A 15395-nucleotide genomic window follows, 5' to 3' on the forward strand; every position below is an offset into this window, starting at 1 on the left:
GTCGTACCTTCACCGGAAATCCGAGCGCCAGTGCGCTTTGGTGTACCTGTAATCTTCTGTAATCCTGACGGCGTTACCAAGCTCGTCTGTAATCGCTACATTCGCTACGCCGTTGTCTTTCATCTTCGACGCCAGATAACGCGCATTTTCAAGGGCTTGTTCGAAGTATTCGAGCTGAACTCCACCCAAACCGTTACCTGTCACAATGTACGCCACAGTTTCTCACCCGCCGCCTAATTCGTAAACGCAGGCGCCTTCAAAGATTTGCACCTTCGATACTTGGAAGTTGCTTGTCATTGACCGGAACATCATCGCCGCCCGCATTGCCGGGAACGCCGTCGAAGTAGGTCGCGATGGCGGCCTCGATCTCGGCAATGGCGAAGGGCTGACCCGACACCTTGTTGAGCGGCTGCGCATCGACGAGGAACTGGTCGCGCAGCACGGTCTTGAACTGGCCGGTGTTCATTTCGGGCACCAGAATCTTGTCATAGGACTTGAGCAGCTCGCCAAGGTTGGCGGGCAGCGGCCAGATGTGGCGCACGTGGATGTGGCTGACGTCCATGCCCTTGCCCCGCGCGCGGCGCACGGCCTGATGGATCGGGCCGAAGGTGGATCCCCAGCCGACCACGGCGAGCTTGCCGCCTTCCTTGCCGAGCGTGACTTCCTGCGCCGGGATCGATTTGGCGACGCCATCGACCTTGTCCTTGCGGGCATCGGTCTGCAACTGATGCGTGGCGGGCGAATAGTCGAGATCGCCGGTTTCCGGCGCCTTCTCGATGCCGCCGATGCGGTGCATCAGGCCCGGCGTGCCCGGCTTGATCCACGGGCGCACGCCGCGCTCGTCACGCTTGTAAGGCAGAACCTTGCCATCAGGTCCGTTGGCTTCCTCAAGGAAGGTCACCGGGAACGGTTCGAACGAATCCGGGTCCGGCACGCGCCACGGTTCGGCGGCATTGGCGATATAGCCATCGGTCAGCAGCATGACCGGTGTCATGTAGGTCGTGGCAATGCGGCAAGCCTCGATCGCGCAGTCAAAGGCATCGGACGGCGAACGCGCGGCGATGACCGGCAGCGGCGTATCGCCGTTGCGGCCATAGACCGCCTGATAGAGATCGCTCTGCTCAGTCTTGGTCGGCAGGCCAGTCGACGGCCCGCCGCGCTGCGAGTTGATAATGATCAGCGGCAGTTCGGTAATCACCGCAAGCCCCATCGCCTCACCCTTGAGCGCAATGCCCGGGCCGGATGACGAGGTCACACCCAGCTGGCCGGCATAAGATGCGCCGATGGCAGCGCAGATCGCGGCAATCTCGTCTTCCGCCTGGAAGGTGGTGACGCCGAATTCCTTGAGCTTGGCAAGGTTGTGCAGGATCGAACTGGCTGGCGTGATCGGATAGCCACCGAAGAACATCTTCAGCCCGGCAAGCTGCGCGCCGGCGACAAGGCCATAAGCAATCGCGTCCGCGCCGGTAACCGTGCGATAGAGGCCGGGCGTCGATGCCGCCGGATCGACATGCACTTTCTTGACCTGTCCGCCGATTTCCGCCGTCTCGCCATAAGCATGACCGGCGTTGAGCGCGGCGATGTTGGCATCGGCCAGCACCGGGTTCTTGGCGAACTTGCCCTTCAGCCATTCGATCAGCGGCGCGCGGTCACGGTCGAACATCCACAGCGCGAGGCCGAGCGTCCACATGTTCTTGCAGCGCAGCGCTTCCTTGTTGCCAAGGCCGAACGGCTTCACCGATTCCAGCGTCAGTGCGGAAATGTCGAAGGCCAGCAGGTTCCACTTGGACAGGCTGCCATCGTCAAGCGGGCTCACCTCGTACTTCGCCTTTTCGAGGTTGCGCTTGGTGAACTCGCCGCTGTCGGCAATGATGAGTCCGCCTTCTTTCAGCGCCTGAACGTTGGTCTTCAGCGCCGCCGGATTCATCGCCACCAGCACGTCGGGCTGATCGCCCGCGGTTTCGATCGCGGTCGAGCCGAAGTTGATCTGGAATGCCGAAACACCGAACAGCGTGCCCTGCGGCGCGCGGATTTCGGCGGGGAAATCGGGGAAGGTCGCAAGGTCGTTGCCGGCCAGCGCGGTGGACAAGGTGAACTGCCCGCCGGTAAGCTGCATGCCATCACCGGAATCCCCGGCAAAACGGACCACTACTGCATCGGGATGTGCCACGCTCGATGCGCTGCCTTGACTATCGCTGTCGGCCAATACTGTTGCCATGATCTTCCTCTGCTGGCGGCAAAGCGCCCTGCACCATTTATGCCGCCCTATGCTCTCCCGCTTCGGGGCGCACGACAGAAAATCTGTTCACCGCCAAAGCTTGTTCCTGCAAACTCCTGCAAAGCCTGCTAGTCAAGCGGGGAATGGTCGCTTACCTGCCCATCCCCGCCACGCCCCGGCGTTTTTCCCCAATCGGAGCATTTGCATGACGGATTACACTGCCCTTCCCTATCGCCCCTGCGTGGGGGTGATGCTGGTAAATGCAGAGGGCCAGGTCTTCGTCGGCAAGCGCATCGACACGCGCGGCCAGCCTGATGAGGGAGGCGTTTACTGGCAGATGCCACAGGGCGGGATCGACGATGGCGAGGATCTGCACGCGGCCGCCCTGCGCGAACTGTGGGAAGAAACCGGCGTCGGCGAACATCACGTCACCCTGCTCGCCACGACCCGCGAGGAACTGCTTTACGACCTGCCCGAGGAATTGCTCGGCAAGCTGTGGAAGGGCAAATACCGCGGTCAGCGCCAGCACTGGATCCTTGCCCGCTTCACCGGTTCGGACGAAGACGTGCGGCTCGACGCGCACGATCCGGCGGAATTTGATGCGTGGAAGTGGATGGAACCCGACCTGCTGCCCGAAGTGATCGTGCCGTTCAAGAAGCGGGTTTACCGCTCCGTGTTGGATGAATTCCGGGCGCTTATCTGATCAATTCTCGCTGACCGTCGGCGAAGGCTTCACCGCTTCGGCAGTCAACACGCGGGGGCTTGGGCCCTTGGCGATCGCGGCGGACAGCGACTGCACTTGCGAGCAATCCTTGCCGCACAAGCCCTGAAGCCGGGTCAGGTTGCGGCGCGCCTTTTCGACCGCGCCCTTTTCGACCAGCGCGGTGCCCTCACCGGCAATGGCATCGAGGTTCTGCGGATCGGCGACCAGCGCCTTGCGGTAATAGTGCAGCGCCTTGCCCTGCAGACCTTGCCGGCGCGTCGCCTCAGCAAGGTCGAGCGTCAGTTGGACGGAACCCGGCTGCACTGTCAGTGCAGCCTCGAACGCGTCAATTGCAGCTTCGATGTTACCACCAGCCAGAGCCGACTTTCCTTCGGCCTGGAGTGAAGCGGCGCGCGGCTCAAGAACCATCGGCGCGGCAGAATAAAGCACGCTGGATGTCAGCGCGAGGGCCAGCGACAGCGCCAGCGCGGCAGGAGTGTAACGCATCAAAATCTCTCCAACCCGGGGCCGGTGAACCGAAGGAGTATCGATGGGCTCAGCGGTGGTCATTGGGCAAAGGCTAACATGGCGAAGATAAACTGGCGATGAAAAATCCGTCGGTTCCGTCATGCTGCGGGGTGAGCCGCAGGCCCGGTCCACGTGGGCGGCCGGCGGGCAGATCGATCGGCTCGGAGCGCCAGCCGGGATGATCGGCTAGGAAGTTGCCGACCTGCCCAGCACCTTCGCCGTCAAGCAACGAGCAGGTGACATAGACCAGCCGTCCGCCCGGTCTCACCAGTTTGGCCCCGGCAGCAAGCAGCCGCGATTGCAGCGCCACCAGCCGGTCCAGTTCCTTCGTCGTCAGCCGCCAGCGTGCTTCCGGATTGCGCCTCCATGTGCCAGTGCCCGAACAGGGCGCATCGACAAGCACGGCATCGGCCCGCCGCTGCCAGCTGTCGAGCGAAGCCAGTTCGCGGCCCGGATCGAGCAATTGCGTGGTGATGATCGTCGCCCCGGCCCGCTCGGCACGCGGCGGCAACTGCGAGAGGCGGCGGCGATCCGTGTCGCAAGCCACAATCTCGCCCTGATTCTCCATCGACGCGGCGAGCGACAGGGACTTGCCCCCGGCGCCGGCGCAAAGATCGATGATCTTCTCCCCCGGCCGCGCCTGCACGGCATCACAGGCAAGCTGCGAACCGGCATCCTGCACTTCGATCGCGCCGGAGAGGAAGGCATCCCATTTGTCGATCGGCAGGCCGGCAGGAAAGCGCAGGCCGTTTGGCGCGATGCTGGGTTCGCCCGGTTCGGGCAATTCCAAAAGCTCGGTTTTCAGCCGGTTGATCCGAACGTCCAGCGGCGCGCGGTCAAGCAGCGCAGCGATTTCCCCGCCGCCCAGATCGGACGCGGTGAGCGCCTGCGTCAGCCACTTGGGCGCCGCGCCGCCACCGGCCATCGATTCACGGATGCCGATCGGTGCCGGACCATGCGGTGCCCCATCGAACAAGGCGGTCAGTTCGGGATTGCCCCAGGCCAGCCGCAGCATGGCCGAGCGCCCGGTCTGCGGCACGTCACCGCAAGCGCGGATCGCCGAATATACCAGTTCTCGCACTGCGCGGCGGTCCTTGCTGCCGGCAAAGCGCCGCGTGCGGAACCATTCGCTGACGATGCGATCCGCCGGCGCGCCGCCCGTGCGTGCAGCAGCGATAACGAGATCGAGGATTTCGATTCCGGCCTGGACCCGTGCAGCCGGGGTCATGCTGAAAGATCAGCCACGAGTGGGATAGTTCGGCGCTTCTCGGGTGATCGTAACATCGTGGACGTGGCTTTCGCGAAGGCCCGCGCCGGTGATCCGCACGAACTGCGCCTTGGTGCGCAGGTCATCGATCGTGGCGGAACCAGTGTAGCCCATCGCCGCCTTGATGCCGCCGACAAGCTGGTGAATGACATCCTTGGCAGGGCCTTTGTAGGGCACCTGACCTTCGATTCCTTCAGGCACCAGCTTCATCTGGTCCTTGATATCGCCCTGGAAATAGCGGTCCGCCGATCCGCGGCCCATCGCCCCGACAGACCCCATGCCGCGGTACGACTTGTAGGCGCGGCCCTGATAAAGGAACGTCTCGCCCGGCGCTTCCTCGGTGCCGGCCAGCATCGAGCCGACCATAATCGAACTGGCACCGGCGGCAATCGCCTTGGCGGCATCGCCCGATGTGCGCAGGCCGCCATCGGCGATCACTGGCACGCCGGACTGGTTGGCCGCTTCGCAGGCATCCATGATCGCGGTGAGTTGCGGCACCCCGACACCCGCGACAATGCGCGTGGTGCAAATCGAGCCCGGCCCGATGCCCACCTTGAGCGCATCTGCACCGGCACCGATCAGCGCGCGCGCTGCTTCGCCGGTGGCGATGTTGCCGGCAATGACCTGCGCCGAGTTCGAAAGCTTTTTCACGCGTTCAACTGCGCGGGCGACATCCTTGTTATGGCCATGCGCGGTATCGATGATCACGACGTCGCATTCAGCGGCAAGCAGTGCCTCAGTGCGTTCGAAGCCCTTGTCACCCACCGTGGTCGCGGCGGCGACACGCAGGCGGCCAGTGTCGTCCTTGGTCGCATTGGGATAGGTTACGGCCTTTTCCATGTCCTTCACCGTGACCAGCCCGATGCAGTGATAGGCATCATCAACGACCAGCAGCTTTTCGATGCGGCGCTGGTGCAGCAGACGCTGGGCATCGACCTGGCTGACGCCAGGGCGCACCGTGGCGAGGTTTTCGTGCGTCATCAGTTCGCGCACGGGCTGGCTGGGGTTCTGGGCAAAGCGCACGTCGCGGTTGGTCAGGATGCCGACCAGCTTGCCGCCCGCTTCCACCACCGGGATACCGCTGATGCGGTTCGCCGTCATGATCGCCTGCGCCTCACCCAGCGTGGCGTCAGGGCCGATGGTGATCGGATTGACCACCATGCCGCTCTCGAACCGCTTGACCGCTCGAACCGCGGCGCACTGCTCATCGATCGTCAGGTTACGGTGCAAAACGCCGATGCCGCCAAGCTGCGCCATGACGATCGCCATGTCGGCTTCGGTCACAGTGTCCATGGCCGATGAAATCACCGGGATATTCAAGGAAATCGACCGCGTCAGCTGCGTGCGGGTATCCGCCATCGATGGCAGGATATCGGACTCGGCCGGACGCAGCAGCACGTCGTCAAAGGTAAGGCCGAGAGGAATGTCGAGGTTTGCCACAGGTACCGTCCGCTGGGAGAATCGTGGCGGCCCATGTAACCAAGCGATGCCAATTGGGCTAGTGGCTTTGCCGGGTAAGGTTTCTAACAAGAAAAGCGCCCCTAATCTACGCTCATCAGGTTACCCAAACCACTCGACCCAAGCCCCATGCGCGTGGGCCTCGCCCAATAGCGTCTCCACTTTACCGCCTGGCCAGAAGCGGCAGCGCAGTTCGTGGCGGAAGGTCTGGCGGTTGGTTTCGACAGTCACCCAGGCGAGCGGCCGCTCCGCCGTCGCTCGCGCGCCGGCCGCTGCCATTGCAGCTTCTATCCGGCCGCGCCCCTCTTCCGGGATATATTGCCAAACGATCGAGTGGAACAGCACACGGGTGACGCCTTGCGCCTGTGGATCAGCCAGACGCCGCTCCACCCAATCGGCCGCGTCCATCTGCACAACATCGGGCCGTTGCCTCGCGGCAAGTGCAATCGCGGCGTCGATCCGCGCCAGCCGCTCGGGCATATCGGGCCATACGTAGCACTTGAGACGCAGCGCCTCTGCCGGGTCGGACAAGTCGATAGGCTGCACATCGCAGCCCCTGATCGAGACGATCTCCACTGGCCCGGCCGGCGGCGGAGGCCCGCGCCATTCCGGGCGGATCAGCATCGGCGAGCCTTCAACCCCCGCCCTAACCCCGCCAAGGTCAAATGCAAAGCGGTCCATCATCGTGTTGATGCCCGCGCTCGAACCGATCTCGTTCAGTTCGAATCGCGGCCCCAGCCGCCCGGACAGCCACAAAAGCTGCGCCATGATGCCCGCTGAGCGCCCTGCCTCATTGGTCTGCGGCGGGCCGGCGAACCATGCGAGTAGCGCTTCGTCATGATCGGCGACCACTCCAACAACAATGGCTTCAACCGCCTCCGGATCGGTCACTTGACCGCGATATACCGGTTCTATCCGCTGGTCCGTCCCCGTCAGGTGCAGATAGTGAAAGCCCCCCGCCAACCGCAACGGCATGGCATCTTCAAGACTTAGCCCCGGCCATTCGCGCATCCGCTGGCCGACCTTGCTCGTCCCCGCCAGCAACGGAATGAAGGCGCGGACCAGCCTCCCGGTACATGGCGCGCCGTTGCGGGTGGCATGGTCGGCCTGCCATTCGAGCGTGCGCACGACATTTGCCTCGTCCATCGGTATGTCATGATCTCTTGCCATATGTTGCCCTTTTGCGCGGCTCGCCCTAAGGCGCGCGCCATGTCCAAGCCGCTTATCTTCGCCGTGCCCAAGGGGCGCATCCTCGACGAGGCGCTGCCGCTGATGGCGCGTGCCGGTGTGGTGCCCGAGGCCGAGTTCCATGACAAGAACAGCCGCGCGCTCTCCTTCGCCTGCGAGAACCCCGACATGGCGGTCATCCGCGTGCGCGCTTTCGACGTGGCGACATTCGTGGCGCACGGGGCGGCACAGGCCGGGATCGTCGGGTCTGACGTGGTCGAAGAGTTCGCCTTTTCCGACCTTTACGCGCCGGTCGATCTCGACATTGGCCACTGCCGCCTTTCAGTCGCCGAGCCGGTTGGCCAGCATGGCGGCGGACCCGTCAGCCACCTGCGCGTCGCCAGCAAATATCCCAACCTCACCCGCCGCCACTTCGAAGCCATGGGCATCCAGGCCGAGGTAGTGAAGCTCAACGGCGCGATGGAACTGGCGCCGGGTCTTGGCCTCGCCAGCCGGATCGTCGATCTCGTGTCCACGGGCCGCACGCTCAAGGACAACGGGCTTGAAGAAACCAGCGTGATCCTGCCGGTCTCCGCCCGCCTGATCGTCAACCGCGCCGCGCTCAAGACCGATGCCCGCATCGGCGCGCTGGTCGATGCCTTCCGCGCCGCCATGGGCGCGAGGGACGCCGCCTGATGTTGCGGCTGAACACCCGCGATGCCGGCTTCGATCAAGCGTTCCGGCGACTGGTCAATGACCGGCGCGAGAGCGATGACGATGTCGCGCGCGACGTGCAGATCATCCTCGATGACGTGCGCAACCGCGGTGACGAGGCGGTGGCCGACCTGACCGAACGGTTTGACGGTCACGCCCTTGCCAGCGAGGCTGACTGGTCGATTTCCGCCGAGTCCTGCCGCGAGGCGTTCGACAATCTCCAGCCGGACCTGCGCGCCGCGCTCGAAATGGCGGCCAAGCGCATCCGCGCCTATCACGAAGCCCAGGTTCCAGCCGACCGCGACGATACCGACAAGCACGGCGTCCGCCTCGGCGCGCGGTGGAATGCGGTCGATGCCGCCGGGCTTTACGTTCCGGGCGGACGCGCGGCCTATCCCTCGTCGCTGCTGATGAACGCGATTCCGGCCAAGGTCGCCGGCGTTGAGCGGCTGGTTGTCGTCACGCCGACGCCCAAGGGTGCGGTTAATCCGCTGGTCCTCGCCGCCGCGCACCTTGCCGGGGTTGACGAGGTGTGGCGCATTGGCGGAGCACAGGCCGTTGCCGCGCTGGCCTATGGCACCAAGCGGATCAAGCCGGTCGACGTCATCACCGGCCCCGGCAATGCCTGGGTGGCCGAAGCCAAGCGCCAGCTGTTCGGAGTTGTCGGTATCGACATGGTCGCGGGCCCAAGCGAAATTCTCGTCATTGCCGATGGCAAGAACGACGCCGACTGGATTGCCGCCGACCTGCTCAGCCAGGCCGAACACGATCCCGCCGCACAATCGATCCTGATCACCGACGATCCGCTGTTCGCAGATACCGTGGCCGACCGCGTCGGTGTCGAACTCGCCATGCTGCCCACCGCGCGCGTCGCGGCTGAGAGCTGGAAAACGCACGGCGTGATCATCGAAGTGGCATCGCTGGACGAAGCCCCCGCCCTCGCCAACGCACTCGCCGCTGAACACGTCGAGATCGCCACTGACGATCCCGAGGCGCTGTTCAGGCAAATCCGCCACGCCGGTTCGGTGTTCCTTGGCCGTCACACGCCCGAGGCCGTGGGTGACTATGTCGCCGGGCCTAACCACGTGCTGCCCACCGGGCGGCGCGCGCGCTTTTCTTCGGGCCTGTCGGTGCTCGATTTCATGAAGCGCACCAGTTTCATCCAGTGCGATGCGAAGTCGCTCGGCAAGATCGGGCCCGCAGCCATTGCGCTGGCCGATGCCGAGGGCCTTCCTGCGCACGCCCGTTCCATTGAAGTGAGGCTCGGAATATGAGCAAGTCCCGTTCCGCAGCCCGCCTTGCCGCGGTGCAAGCGTTGTATCAGCACACCATGGAAGACACCCGCTTGCCGCGCCTGCTTGACGAATTCCACCAGCACCGTCTGGGCGCGGAAATCGAGGATATGCAGTTCGAGGAGGCCGAAACGCAGTTCTTTGATGATGTCGTCAGCGGCACCATCGCCCGCCGCGACGAGATCGACGCGCTGCTTTCCGAGCGCCTGGCCGAAGGCTGGTCACTGGCGCGGCTCGACCGCACCATGCTGCAGATCCTGCGCGCCGGCACCTACGAGTTGATGGCCCGCGCCGACGTGCCCACCGGCAGCGTGATCAGCGAATACCTCGACGTCGCCCACGCCTTCTTTGACAAGCGGGAAGCCAAGTTCGTGAATGGCGTGCTGGATGCCGTCGCAAAGGCTGTGCGTTGACACCTTCCGGATCCTCTCCAATTTGCGTAGCCAATTGGGGAGGTGGCAGGCGCCAAAGGCGACTGACGGAGGGGTATCGACGCCCGCCAAAAGACCCCTCCGTCAGCGCTTCGCGCTGCCACCTCCCCATTTGTACTGCGTGAAAATGGAGAGGATCAAGGAATGAAGGAGCTCGCCTTCATCGAGGCCTTGCGGGCGCTGGCCGTCCATCCCGGCGCGCGCGGGCTCAATGATGATGCCGCCGTGCTGGAAGTCGGCGGCGAGACTATCGTGCTGACCCATGACTCAATGGTCGAAGGGGTTCACTTCCTAGCCGGCCAAGATCCCGCCGATGTCGCGTGGAAGCTGGTGGCGACCAATATTTCCGACCTTGCTGCGAAGGGTGCCGAACCGATTGGCGTGTTGCTGGGCTACCAGCTCGCGCAGGATGACGCCCGCTTTGTTGCTGGCCTCGCCGAGGCGCTGGATCACTATGGCGCGAAGCTGCTCGGCGGGGACACCACCGGCGCGAACGGGCCGCAATCACTGGGCCTCACCGCAATTGGCCGCGCGACCTTTACGCCAGTCCCATCGCGCAGCGGCGCGGAAGTTGGCGATGCAATCTGGCTCACCGGATCGGTCGGCGGAGCCATGGCCGGACTGGAGGCGCTGAAGGTCGGTTCGGGTGACAGCACCGCCTATCGCCGCCCGCAGGCTCGCCTTGCCGAGGGGCTGGCGCTGGCCCCGCAGGTTACCGCGATGATGGATGTATCCGACGGCCTGCTGCTCGATGCCTTGCGCATGGCGACCGCCTCTGCCGCAACCTTCGCCATAGATAGCGCCGCCGTACCCATCGCCGTGCCCGAAAGCCGCCGCGCCGAGGCCTTGCGCTGGGGCGACGACTACGAACTGCTGTTTACCCTCCCCGCCGGAGTGCTGCCGGCCGCCCCGGCCACGAAGATCGGCGAAGTGTTGCAACGGTCGGAAAACGCCCTGCTTCTGGACGGAAAGGCCCTTTCCCCGGACGATCGGCCCGGTTTCGTCCACAGCTAAGGGGAAACCGGGCGATTTGGGGTTGCGCAGGCACCGGTGCCACTTTAGCCCTCCGCCACGGGTGACTCCAAAAATCAAAAACGGGTCGCTTTTCGAGAGGATTCTTAAACAGGAGGGGCAACACCGTGAGCCTAGTCACGATCTCCATTATCCTGGGTCTGGTCGCCGTCGCATACGGCGCGTTTACCAGTACCCAGGTGCTCGGCGCTTCTGCCGGCAACGCAAAAATGCAGGAAATTGCTGCGGCCATCCAGGAAGGCGCTCAAGCCTATCTGAAGCGCCAGTACACCACCATCGCCATCGTCGGCGTGATCGTGGCGGCAATCGTCGCTTTCGCCCTTGGTACGATTTCGGCCACCGGCTTCATCATCGGCGCAGTGCTTTCGGGCGTGGCGGGCTTCATCGGGATGAACATCTCGGTGCGCGCCAACGTGCGGACGGCGGCTGCGGCGCAGACCGGCTTGCAGCAGGGCCTGACGCTGGCGTTCCGCGCCGGTGCCATCACCGGCATGCTGGTCGCGGGCCTCGCGCTCCTCGCCATCGCCGGGTTCTACTGGTACCTGACCCAGGTGGCAGGCTATTCGGTGGGCGGCGATGACCGCACGGTTGTCGATGGCCTTGTCGCCCTCGCCTTTGGCGCCTCGCTGATCTCGATCTTCGCGCGTCTCGGCGGCGGTATCTTCACCAAGGCCGCAGACGTCGGTGCCGATCTCGTCGGCAAGGTCGAAGCAGGCATTCCCGAAGACGATCCACGCAACCCGGCGGTTATCGCCGATAACGTGGGCGACAACGTGGGCGACTGCGCCGGCATGGCTGCCGACCTGTTCGAAACCTATGTTGTCACCGTCGGTGCGACCATGGTTCTCACCGCACTGCTGCTGAAGGGCGTTGCCAATCTGGAAGCGCTGATGGCGCTGCCGCTGCTGATCGGCGGCGTTTGCATCGTCACTTCGATCATCGGCACCTACTTCGTTCGCCTCGGTGGCGGCAAGAACATCATGGGCGCCATGTACAAGGGCTTCCTGGTGACGGCCGTGCTGTCGGTTCCCGCCATCTGGTGGGCCATCAGCCACGCGCTGGGCGGCATGGAAACGGTGATCAACCCGGGCGCTGCCCAGGAATTCACCGGGCGCACGCTGTTCTATTGCTCGTTCCTGGGTCTGGTCATCACCGGCCTGATCATCTGGATCACCGAATACTACACCGGCACCAACTATCGCCCGGTGAAGTCGATCGCCAAGGCTTCGGAAACGGGCCACGGCACCAACGTGATCCAGGGTCTGGCCATCAGCCTTGAAGCCACCGCCCTGCCGACCATCGTCATCTGCGCCGGCATCATCATCGCTTACCAGCTGGCGGGCCTGATGGGCATTGCCTATGCGGCAACCGCGATGCTGGCACTGGCCGGCATGGTCGTGGCGCTCGACGCTTACGGTCCTGTCACCGACAACGCCGGCGGCATTGCCGAAATGGCCGGCCTCGACGATTCGGTCCGTGAAAAGACCGACGCGCTCGACGCCGTGGGCAACACCACCAAGGCCGTGACCAAGGGCTATGCCATCGGTTCGGCCGGTCTTGCCGCGCTGGTGCTGTTTGCTGCTTATACGACTGACCTCAAGGAATTCTTCCCGAACCTTGACGTCAATTTCAGCCTAGAAAATCCCTATGTCATCGTCGGGCTTCTGCTCGGCGCCCTGCTCCCGAACCTGTTCGGTTCGATGGGCATGACCGCCGTTGGCCGCGCAGCGGGCGACGTGGTCAAGGACGTTCGTGACCAGTTCAAGAACAACCCGGGCATCATGACCTATGAGACCAAGCCGGACTATGCCCGCACGGTCGATCTGGTCACCAAGGCGGCGATCAAGGAAATGATCGTGCCGTCACTGCTGCCGGTGCTCGCACCGATTGCAGTGTACTATGTGATCACCTGGGTGGCTGGCGATCAGGCGGCAGGCTTTGCCGCGCTGGGTGCCATGTTGCTGGGCGTGATCGTCGGCGGCCTGTTCATCGCCGTTTCGATGACCTCGGGCGGCGGCGCATGGGACAATGCCAAGAAATACATCGAAGACGGCCACCACGGCGGCAAGGGCTCTGAAGCCCACAAGGCTGCGGTGACCGGCGACACGGTCGGCGATCCCTACAAGGATACTGCCGGTCCTGCCGTGAACCCGATGATCAAGATCACCAACATCGTCGCGCTGCTTCTGCTCGCGGCGCTGGCGGCACATTGATCTGAACGTTCCGCTTCGGCGGAATTCAAAGCCCCGTCCGGTTCGCCGGGCGGGGTTTTTGTTTTAGGTGAACAATTCGCGGAAAGCAGCGTCGCTCATCGGCTTCGCACCCAAGAATCCCTGCCAGGCACAGCACCCTTCAGCCTCAACCGCAGCCCGCTGCGCATGGTTCTCGATCCCCTCAGCCAACACCCCCAACCCCAGCGCGCGCGCCATGGCGACGATGCCGCGCAGCACGGCCAGATCGCGCGGATCATCGGCGATGCCTTCAACCATCGTCCGGTCGAGCTTCAGCTTCTGCAGCGGCAGCAGTTTAAGGTAGCGAAAGTTGCAGAAGCCCGCGCCGAAATCGTCGAGCGCGACACCCATGCCCTGCCCGACCAGCGCGGTCAGTGAACGGCGGGCCAGCGCAATATCCCAGACAAGCGCCTGTTCGGTAACTTCGAGCACGATCCGCTCTGCCGCCATGCCGCTGCGCGCGACGATGCCTGCCAGGACTTCGGCGTAATTGTCTGCCGCCAGATCGGCCGCCGTCACGTTGATCGACAGGTGCAGGTGATCCGGCCATGTCGCCGCCAGCTTGCACGCCTTGGCCGCGATATGGTGCGAGAGCTGCGCCACGTGATCGGCTCGCTCGGCAATCGCGAACAGCGCCCCGGCACCGATCAACCCCAACTTGGGATGCTGCCAACGGGCCAGCGCTTCCGCCCCGATCAGCGCATCTCCCGGCAGCGCATATTGCGGCTGGAACAGGATCTCGATCTCGTCACGGTCAATCGCCTGCAGCAGGTCCGCATCAAGACGCGCGGCGCTGCGGCCCACGCCCGATACCTTGCCGCCCACCCAGCCGATCCGCTGCGATGATTTCTGCCCGAGCGCCGATTGCGCCTGCCCTAGCCGGTCGAGCACCGATTCGGCATCCTCGCCCGGAGCGGCCCGCAGCAGGGCAAGTCGGGGTGAGAGCCGCATGTCACCCGCCTGCGCGCCAATAGGTCGGGCAACAGCCTCAGCCAGCCCCTCGGCGATGATTGCCCAGCGTTCGCGGCTGCAGGCTTCGCGCGACGCCAGCAGGAAACTGCCACCGCCAATCCGTGCGGCGAACCATGCGGCGTCGATCTCGCTACCGGCGTAATGGGTCAGCCGCGTCGCAACCTCGGCCAGCGCGCCATCACCGGCACTCGCGCCCCAGGCGAGGTTGATCGCATCGAGCCTGGGAAAAGCCAGCAGCAGCGCGTGCACCGGCCCTTCCTCAAGCCAGCGCCCCAGCTGCTGGCGCGCGGCATCGGCGCCCATCAGGCCGGTCAGCGCGTCACGTTCGGCCAAGGCAAGCACATCCATGGTCCGAGCCTTAGCACTAATGGTTTGCAAATTGTTCAAGCCGCAGCGATTCATGCCAAGATCCGGTCGTTGCCAAAATCCGGGGTACCCGATACGAGGCACGCAGCATGGGCAAGGACTTGAAACTGGCGCTGGTCGTCTCCGATACGGCCAAAGCGCAGGAAGGCGCGGAAGCGCTGCGCAGCGCGCATGACTGGGTGCGCACGGACAAGGCCGATGCGCTGGTCGTGCTGGGCGGCGATGGCTTCATGCTGCACGTTCTGCACCGCATGCTTGATGTCGGCCGGGTGGTGCCGGTCTATGGCGTGAACCTGGGCACTGTCGGCTTCCTGATGAACCGCCACCGCGGTAGCCGACCAATTGCCGAACGGGTCGCCCGCGCCCGCGAAGTGGCCGTCGTGCCGCTCGAAATGCGCGCCCGCACCATCGGCGGAAAAGAGCACAAGTACTACGCCATCAACGAGGTATCGCTGCTGCGCGAAACCCGCCAGACCGCGAAGCTTGAGGTCAAGGTCAACGGCAAGGTCCGTATGGCCGAACTGGCCGGTGACGGAGTTTTGGTGGCGACTCCTGCCGGCTCCACGGCTTATAACCTCTCCGCCAACGGCCCGATCCTGCCGCTGGGTTGCGGCATGCTGGCGCTGACCCCGCTCAGCCCGTTCCGTCCGCGCCGCTGGAAGGGCGCGATTCTGCCTGACAGCGCCGAGGTGTGTTTCTGCGTGCGCGAACCGGACAAGCGCCCTGTCGCCGCAGTCGCCGACCAGAAGGAAGTGCGCAACGTGGCGGAAGTCCTCATTTCGGTAGCGCGCGAGCACCAGCTGACCCTGCTTTTCGATCCCGGCAAGTCGCTTGAGGAAAGGATTTTCGCAGAACAGTTCCAGGTGTGAACTTACCCTGTTGCCAAACGTATCAGCGCTGCTATAGGCGCACCCCTGCCCCGGCATTGACCGCAGTTGCCGGGTTTGTTCCCTGATAGCTCAGCGGTAGAGCTCTCGACTGTTAATCGAGTGGCCGTAGGTTCGAATCCTACTCAG

The 15395-nt window shown here is 64.2% G+C and carries 14 protein-coding genes; 7 read left to right on the forward strand and 7 right to left on the reverse strand.

The window, feature by feature from the left end; translation table 11 throughout:
- Window positions 1–9 precede the first annotated feature (9 nt).
- Both RMO89_RS16405 and RMO89_RS16410 read right to left on the reverse strand, forming a co-directional pair.
- Window positions 10–216, reverse strand: a complete 207-nt coding sequence (locus RMO89_RS16405; protein ID WP_310534465.1) for a hypothetical protein — start codon at window positions 214–216, stop codon at window positions 10–12.
- A gap of 40 nt (window positions 217–256) precedes the next feature.
- Entirely contained in the window at window positions 257–2218 is a 1962-nt protein-coding gene (locus tag RMO89_RS16410; RefSeq protein WP_310534467.1) for a 2-oxoacid:acceptor oxidoreductase subunit alpha, read from the reverse strand.
- A gap of 205 nt (window positions 2219–2423) precedes the next feature.
- On the opposite strand from RMO89_RS16410, the gene RMO89_RS16415 reads away from it, so the two are divergent.
- Window positions 2424–2921: an RNA pyrophosphohydrolase gene (locus tag RMO89_RS16415; RefSeq protein ID WP_310534468.1), complete on the forward strand. Its 498-nt coding sequence runs from the start codon at window positions 2424–2426 to the stop codon at window positions 2919–2921.
- Here the strand turns inward: RMO89_RS16415 and RMO89_RS16420 are convergent, their stop codons facing one another.
- The 4 genes from RMO89_RS16420 to RMO89_RS16435 all read right to left on the reverse strand — a co-directional run bounded on the left by RMO89_RS16420 (window position 2922) and on the right by RMO89_RS16435 (window position 7344).
- Entirely contained in the window at window positions 2922–3428 is a 507-nt protein-coding gene (locus tag RMO89_RS16420) for a tetratricopeptide repeat protein (RefSeq protein ID WP_310534469.1), read from the reverse strand.
- A 73-nt stretch (window positions 3429–3501) separates the two neighbouring features.
- Window positions 3502–4677 carry an RsmB/NOP family class I SAM-dependent RNA methyltransferase gene (locus tag RMO89_RS16425; protein ID WP_310534470.1) on the reverse strand — a complete coding sequence of 392 codons (1176 nt, stop codon included), beginning with the start codon at window positions 4675–4677 and terminating at the stop codon, window positions 3502–3504.
- Between the two features lie 9 nt (window positions 4678–4686).
- On the reverse strand, window positions 4687–6156 hold the full coding sequence (guaB, locus tag RMO89_RS16430; protein WP_310534472.1) for an IMP dehydrogenase: 1470 nt from the start codon (window positions 6154–6156) through the stop codon (window positions 4687–4689).
- 120 nt (window positions 6157–6276) lie between these two features.
- On the reverse strand, window positions 6277–7344 hold the full coding sequence (locus RMO89_RS16435) for a DUF2332 domain-containing protein (RefSeq protein ID WP_310534473.1): 1068 nt from the start codon (window positions 7342–7344) through the stop codon (window positions 6277–6279).
- A 39-nt stretch (window positions 7345–7383) separates the two neighbouring features.
- Here RMO89_RS16435 and hisG point away from each other — a divergent pair, with 39 nt between their 5' ends.
- The 5 genes from hisG to RMO89_RS16460 all read left to right on the forward strand — a co-directional run bounded on the left by hisG (window position 7384) and on the right by RMO89_RS16460 (window position 13023).
- Window positions 7384–8037 carry an ATP phosphoribosyltransferase gene (gene hisG / locus RMO89_RS16440; RefSeq protein ID WP_310534474.1) on the forward strand — a complete coding sequence of 218 codons (654 nt, stop codon included), beginning with the start codon at window positions 7384–7386 and terminating at the stop codon, window positions 8035–8037.
- The gene (hisD, locus tag RMO89_RS16445) at window positions 8037–9329 is read left to right on the forward strand and encodes a histidinol dehydrogenase (RefSeq protein ID WP_310534475.1); all 1293 of its coding nucleotides are present in this window, start codon (window positions 8037–8039) and stop codon (window positions 9327–9329) included. Before hisG ends, hisD begins: the two co-directional genes overlap by 1 nt.
- Window positions 9326–9760, forward strand: coding sequence for a transcription antitermination factor NusB (gene nusB, locus RMO89_RS16450; protein WP_310534476.1), 435 nt, complete (start codon window positions 9326–9328; stop codon window positions 9758–9760). Before hisD ends, nusB begins: the two co-directional genes overlap by 4 nt.
- Window positions 9761–9922: 162 nt before the next feature.
- A complete protein-coding gene (gene thiL / locus RMO89_RS16455; protein ID WP_310534477.1) occupies window positions 9923–10792 on the forward strand; it encodes a thiamine-phosphate kinase in 870 nt (289 codons plus the stop codon).
- Window positions 10793–10917: 125 nt separating this feature from the next.
- Complete coding sequence (locus tag RMO89_RS16460) at window positions 10918–13023, forward strand: sodium-translocating pyrophosphatase (RefSeq protein WP_310534479.1); 2106 nt, start codon at window positions 10918–10920, stop codon at window positions 13021–13023.
- A 63-nt stretch (window positions 13024–13086) separates the two neighbouring features.
- Here RMO89_RS16460 and RMO89_RS16465 read toward each other — a convergent pair whose 3' ends face one another.
- Complete coding sequence (locus RMO89_RS16465; protein WP_310534480.1) at window positions 13087–14361, reverse strand: bifunctional diguanylate cyclase/phosphodiesterase; 1275 nt, start codon at window positions 14359–14361, stop codon at window positions 13087–13089.
- A 107-nt stretch (window positions 14362–14468) separates the two neighbouring features.
- On the opposite strand from RMO89_RS16465, the gene RMO89_RS16470 reads away from it, so the two are divergent.
- Window positions 14469–15248, forward strand: coding sequence for an NAD kinase (locus RMO89_RS16470; protein ID WP_310534481.1), 780 nt, complete (start codon window positions 14469–14471; stop codon window positions 15246–15248).
- Window positions 15249–15395 lie beyond the last annotated feature (147 nt).

Source organism: Novosphingobium sp. (genome assembly GCF_031424035.1).
In the GTDB taxonomy this organism is placed as follows: Bacteria; Pseudomonadota; Alphaproteobacteria; order Sphingomonadales; family Sphingomonadaceae; genus Novosphingobium.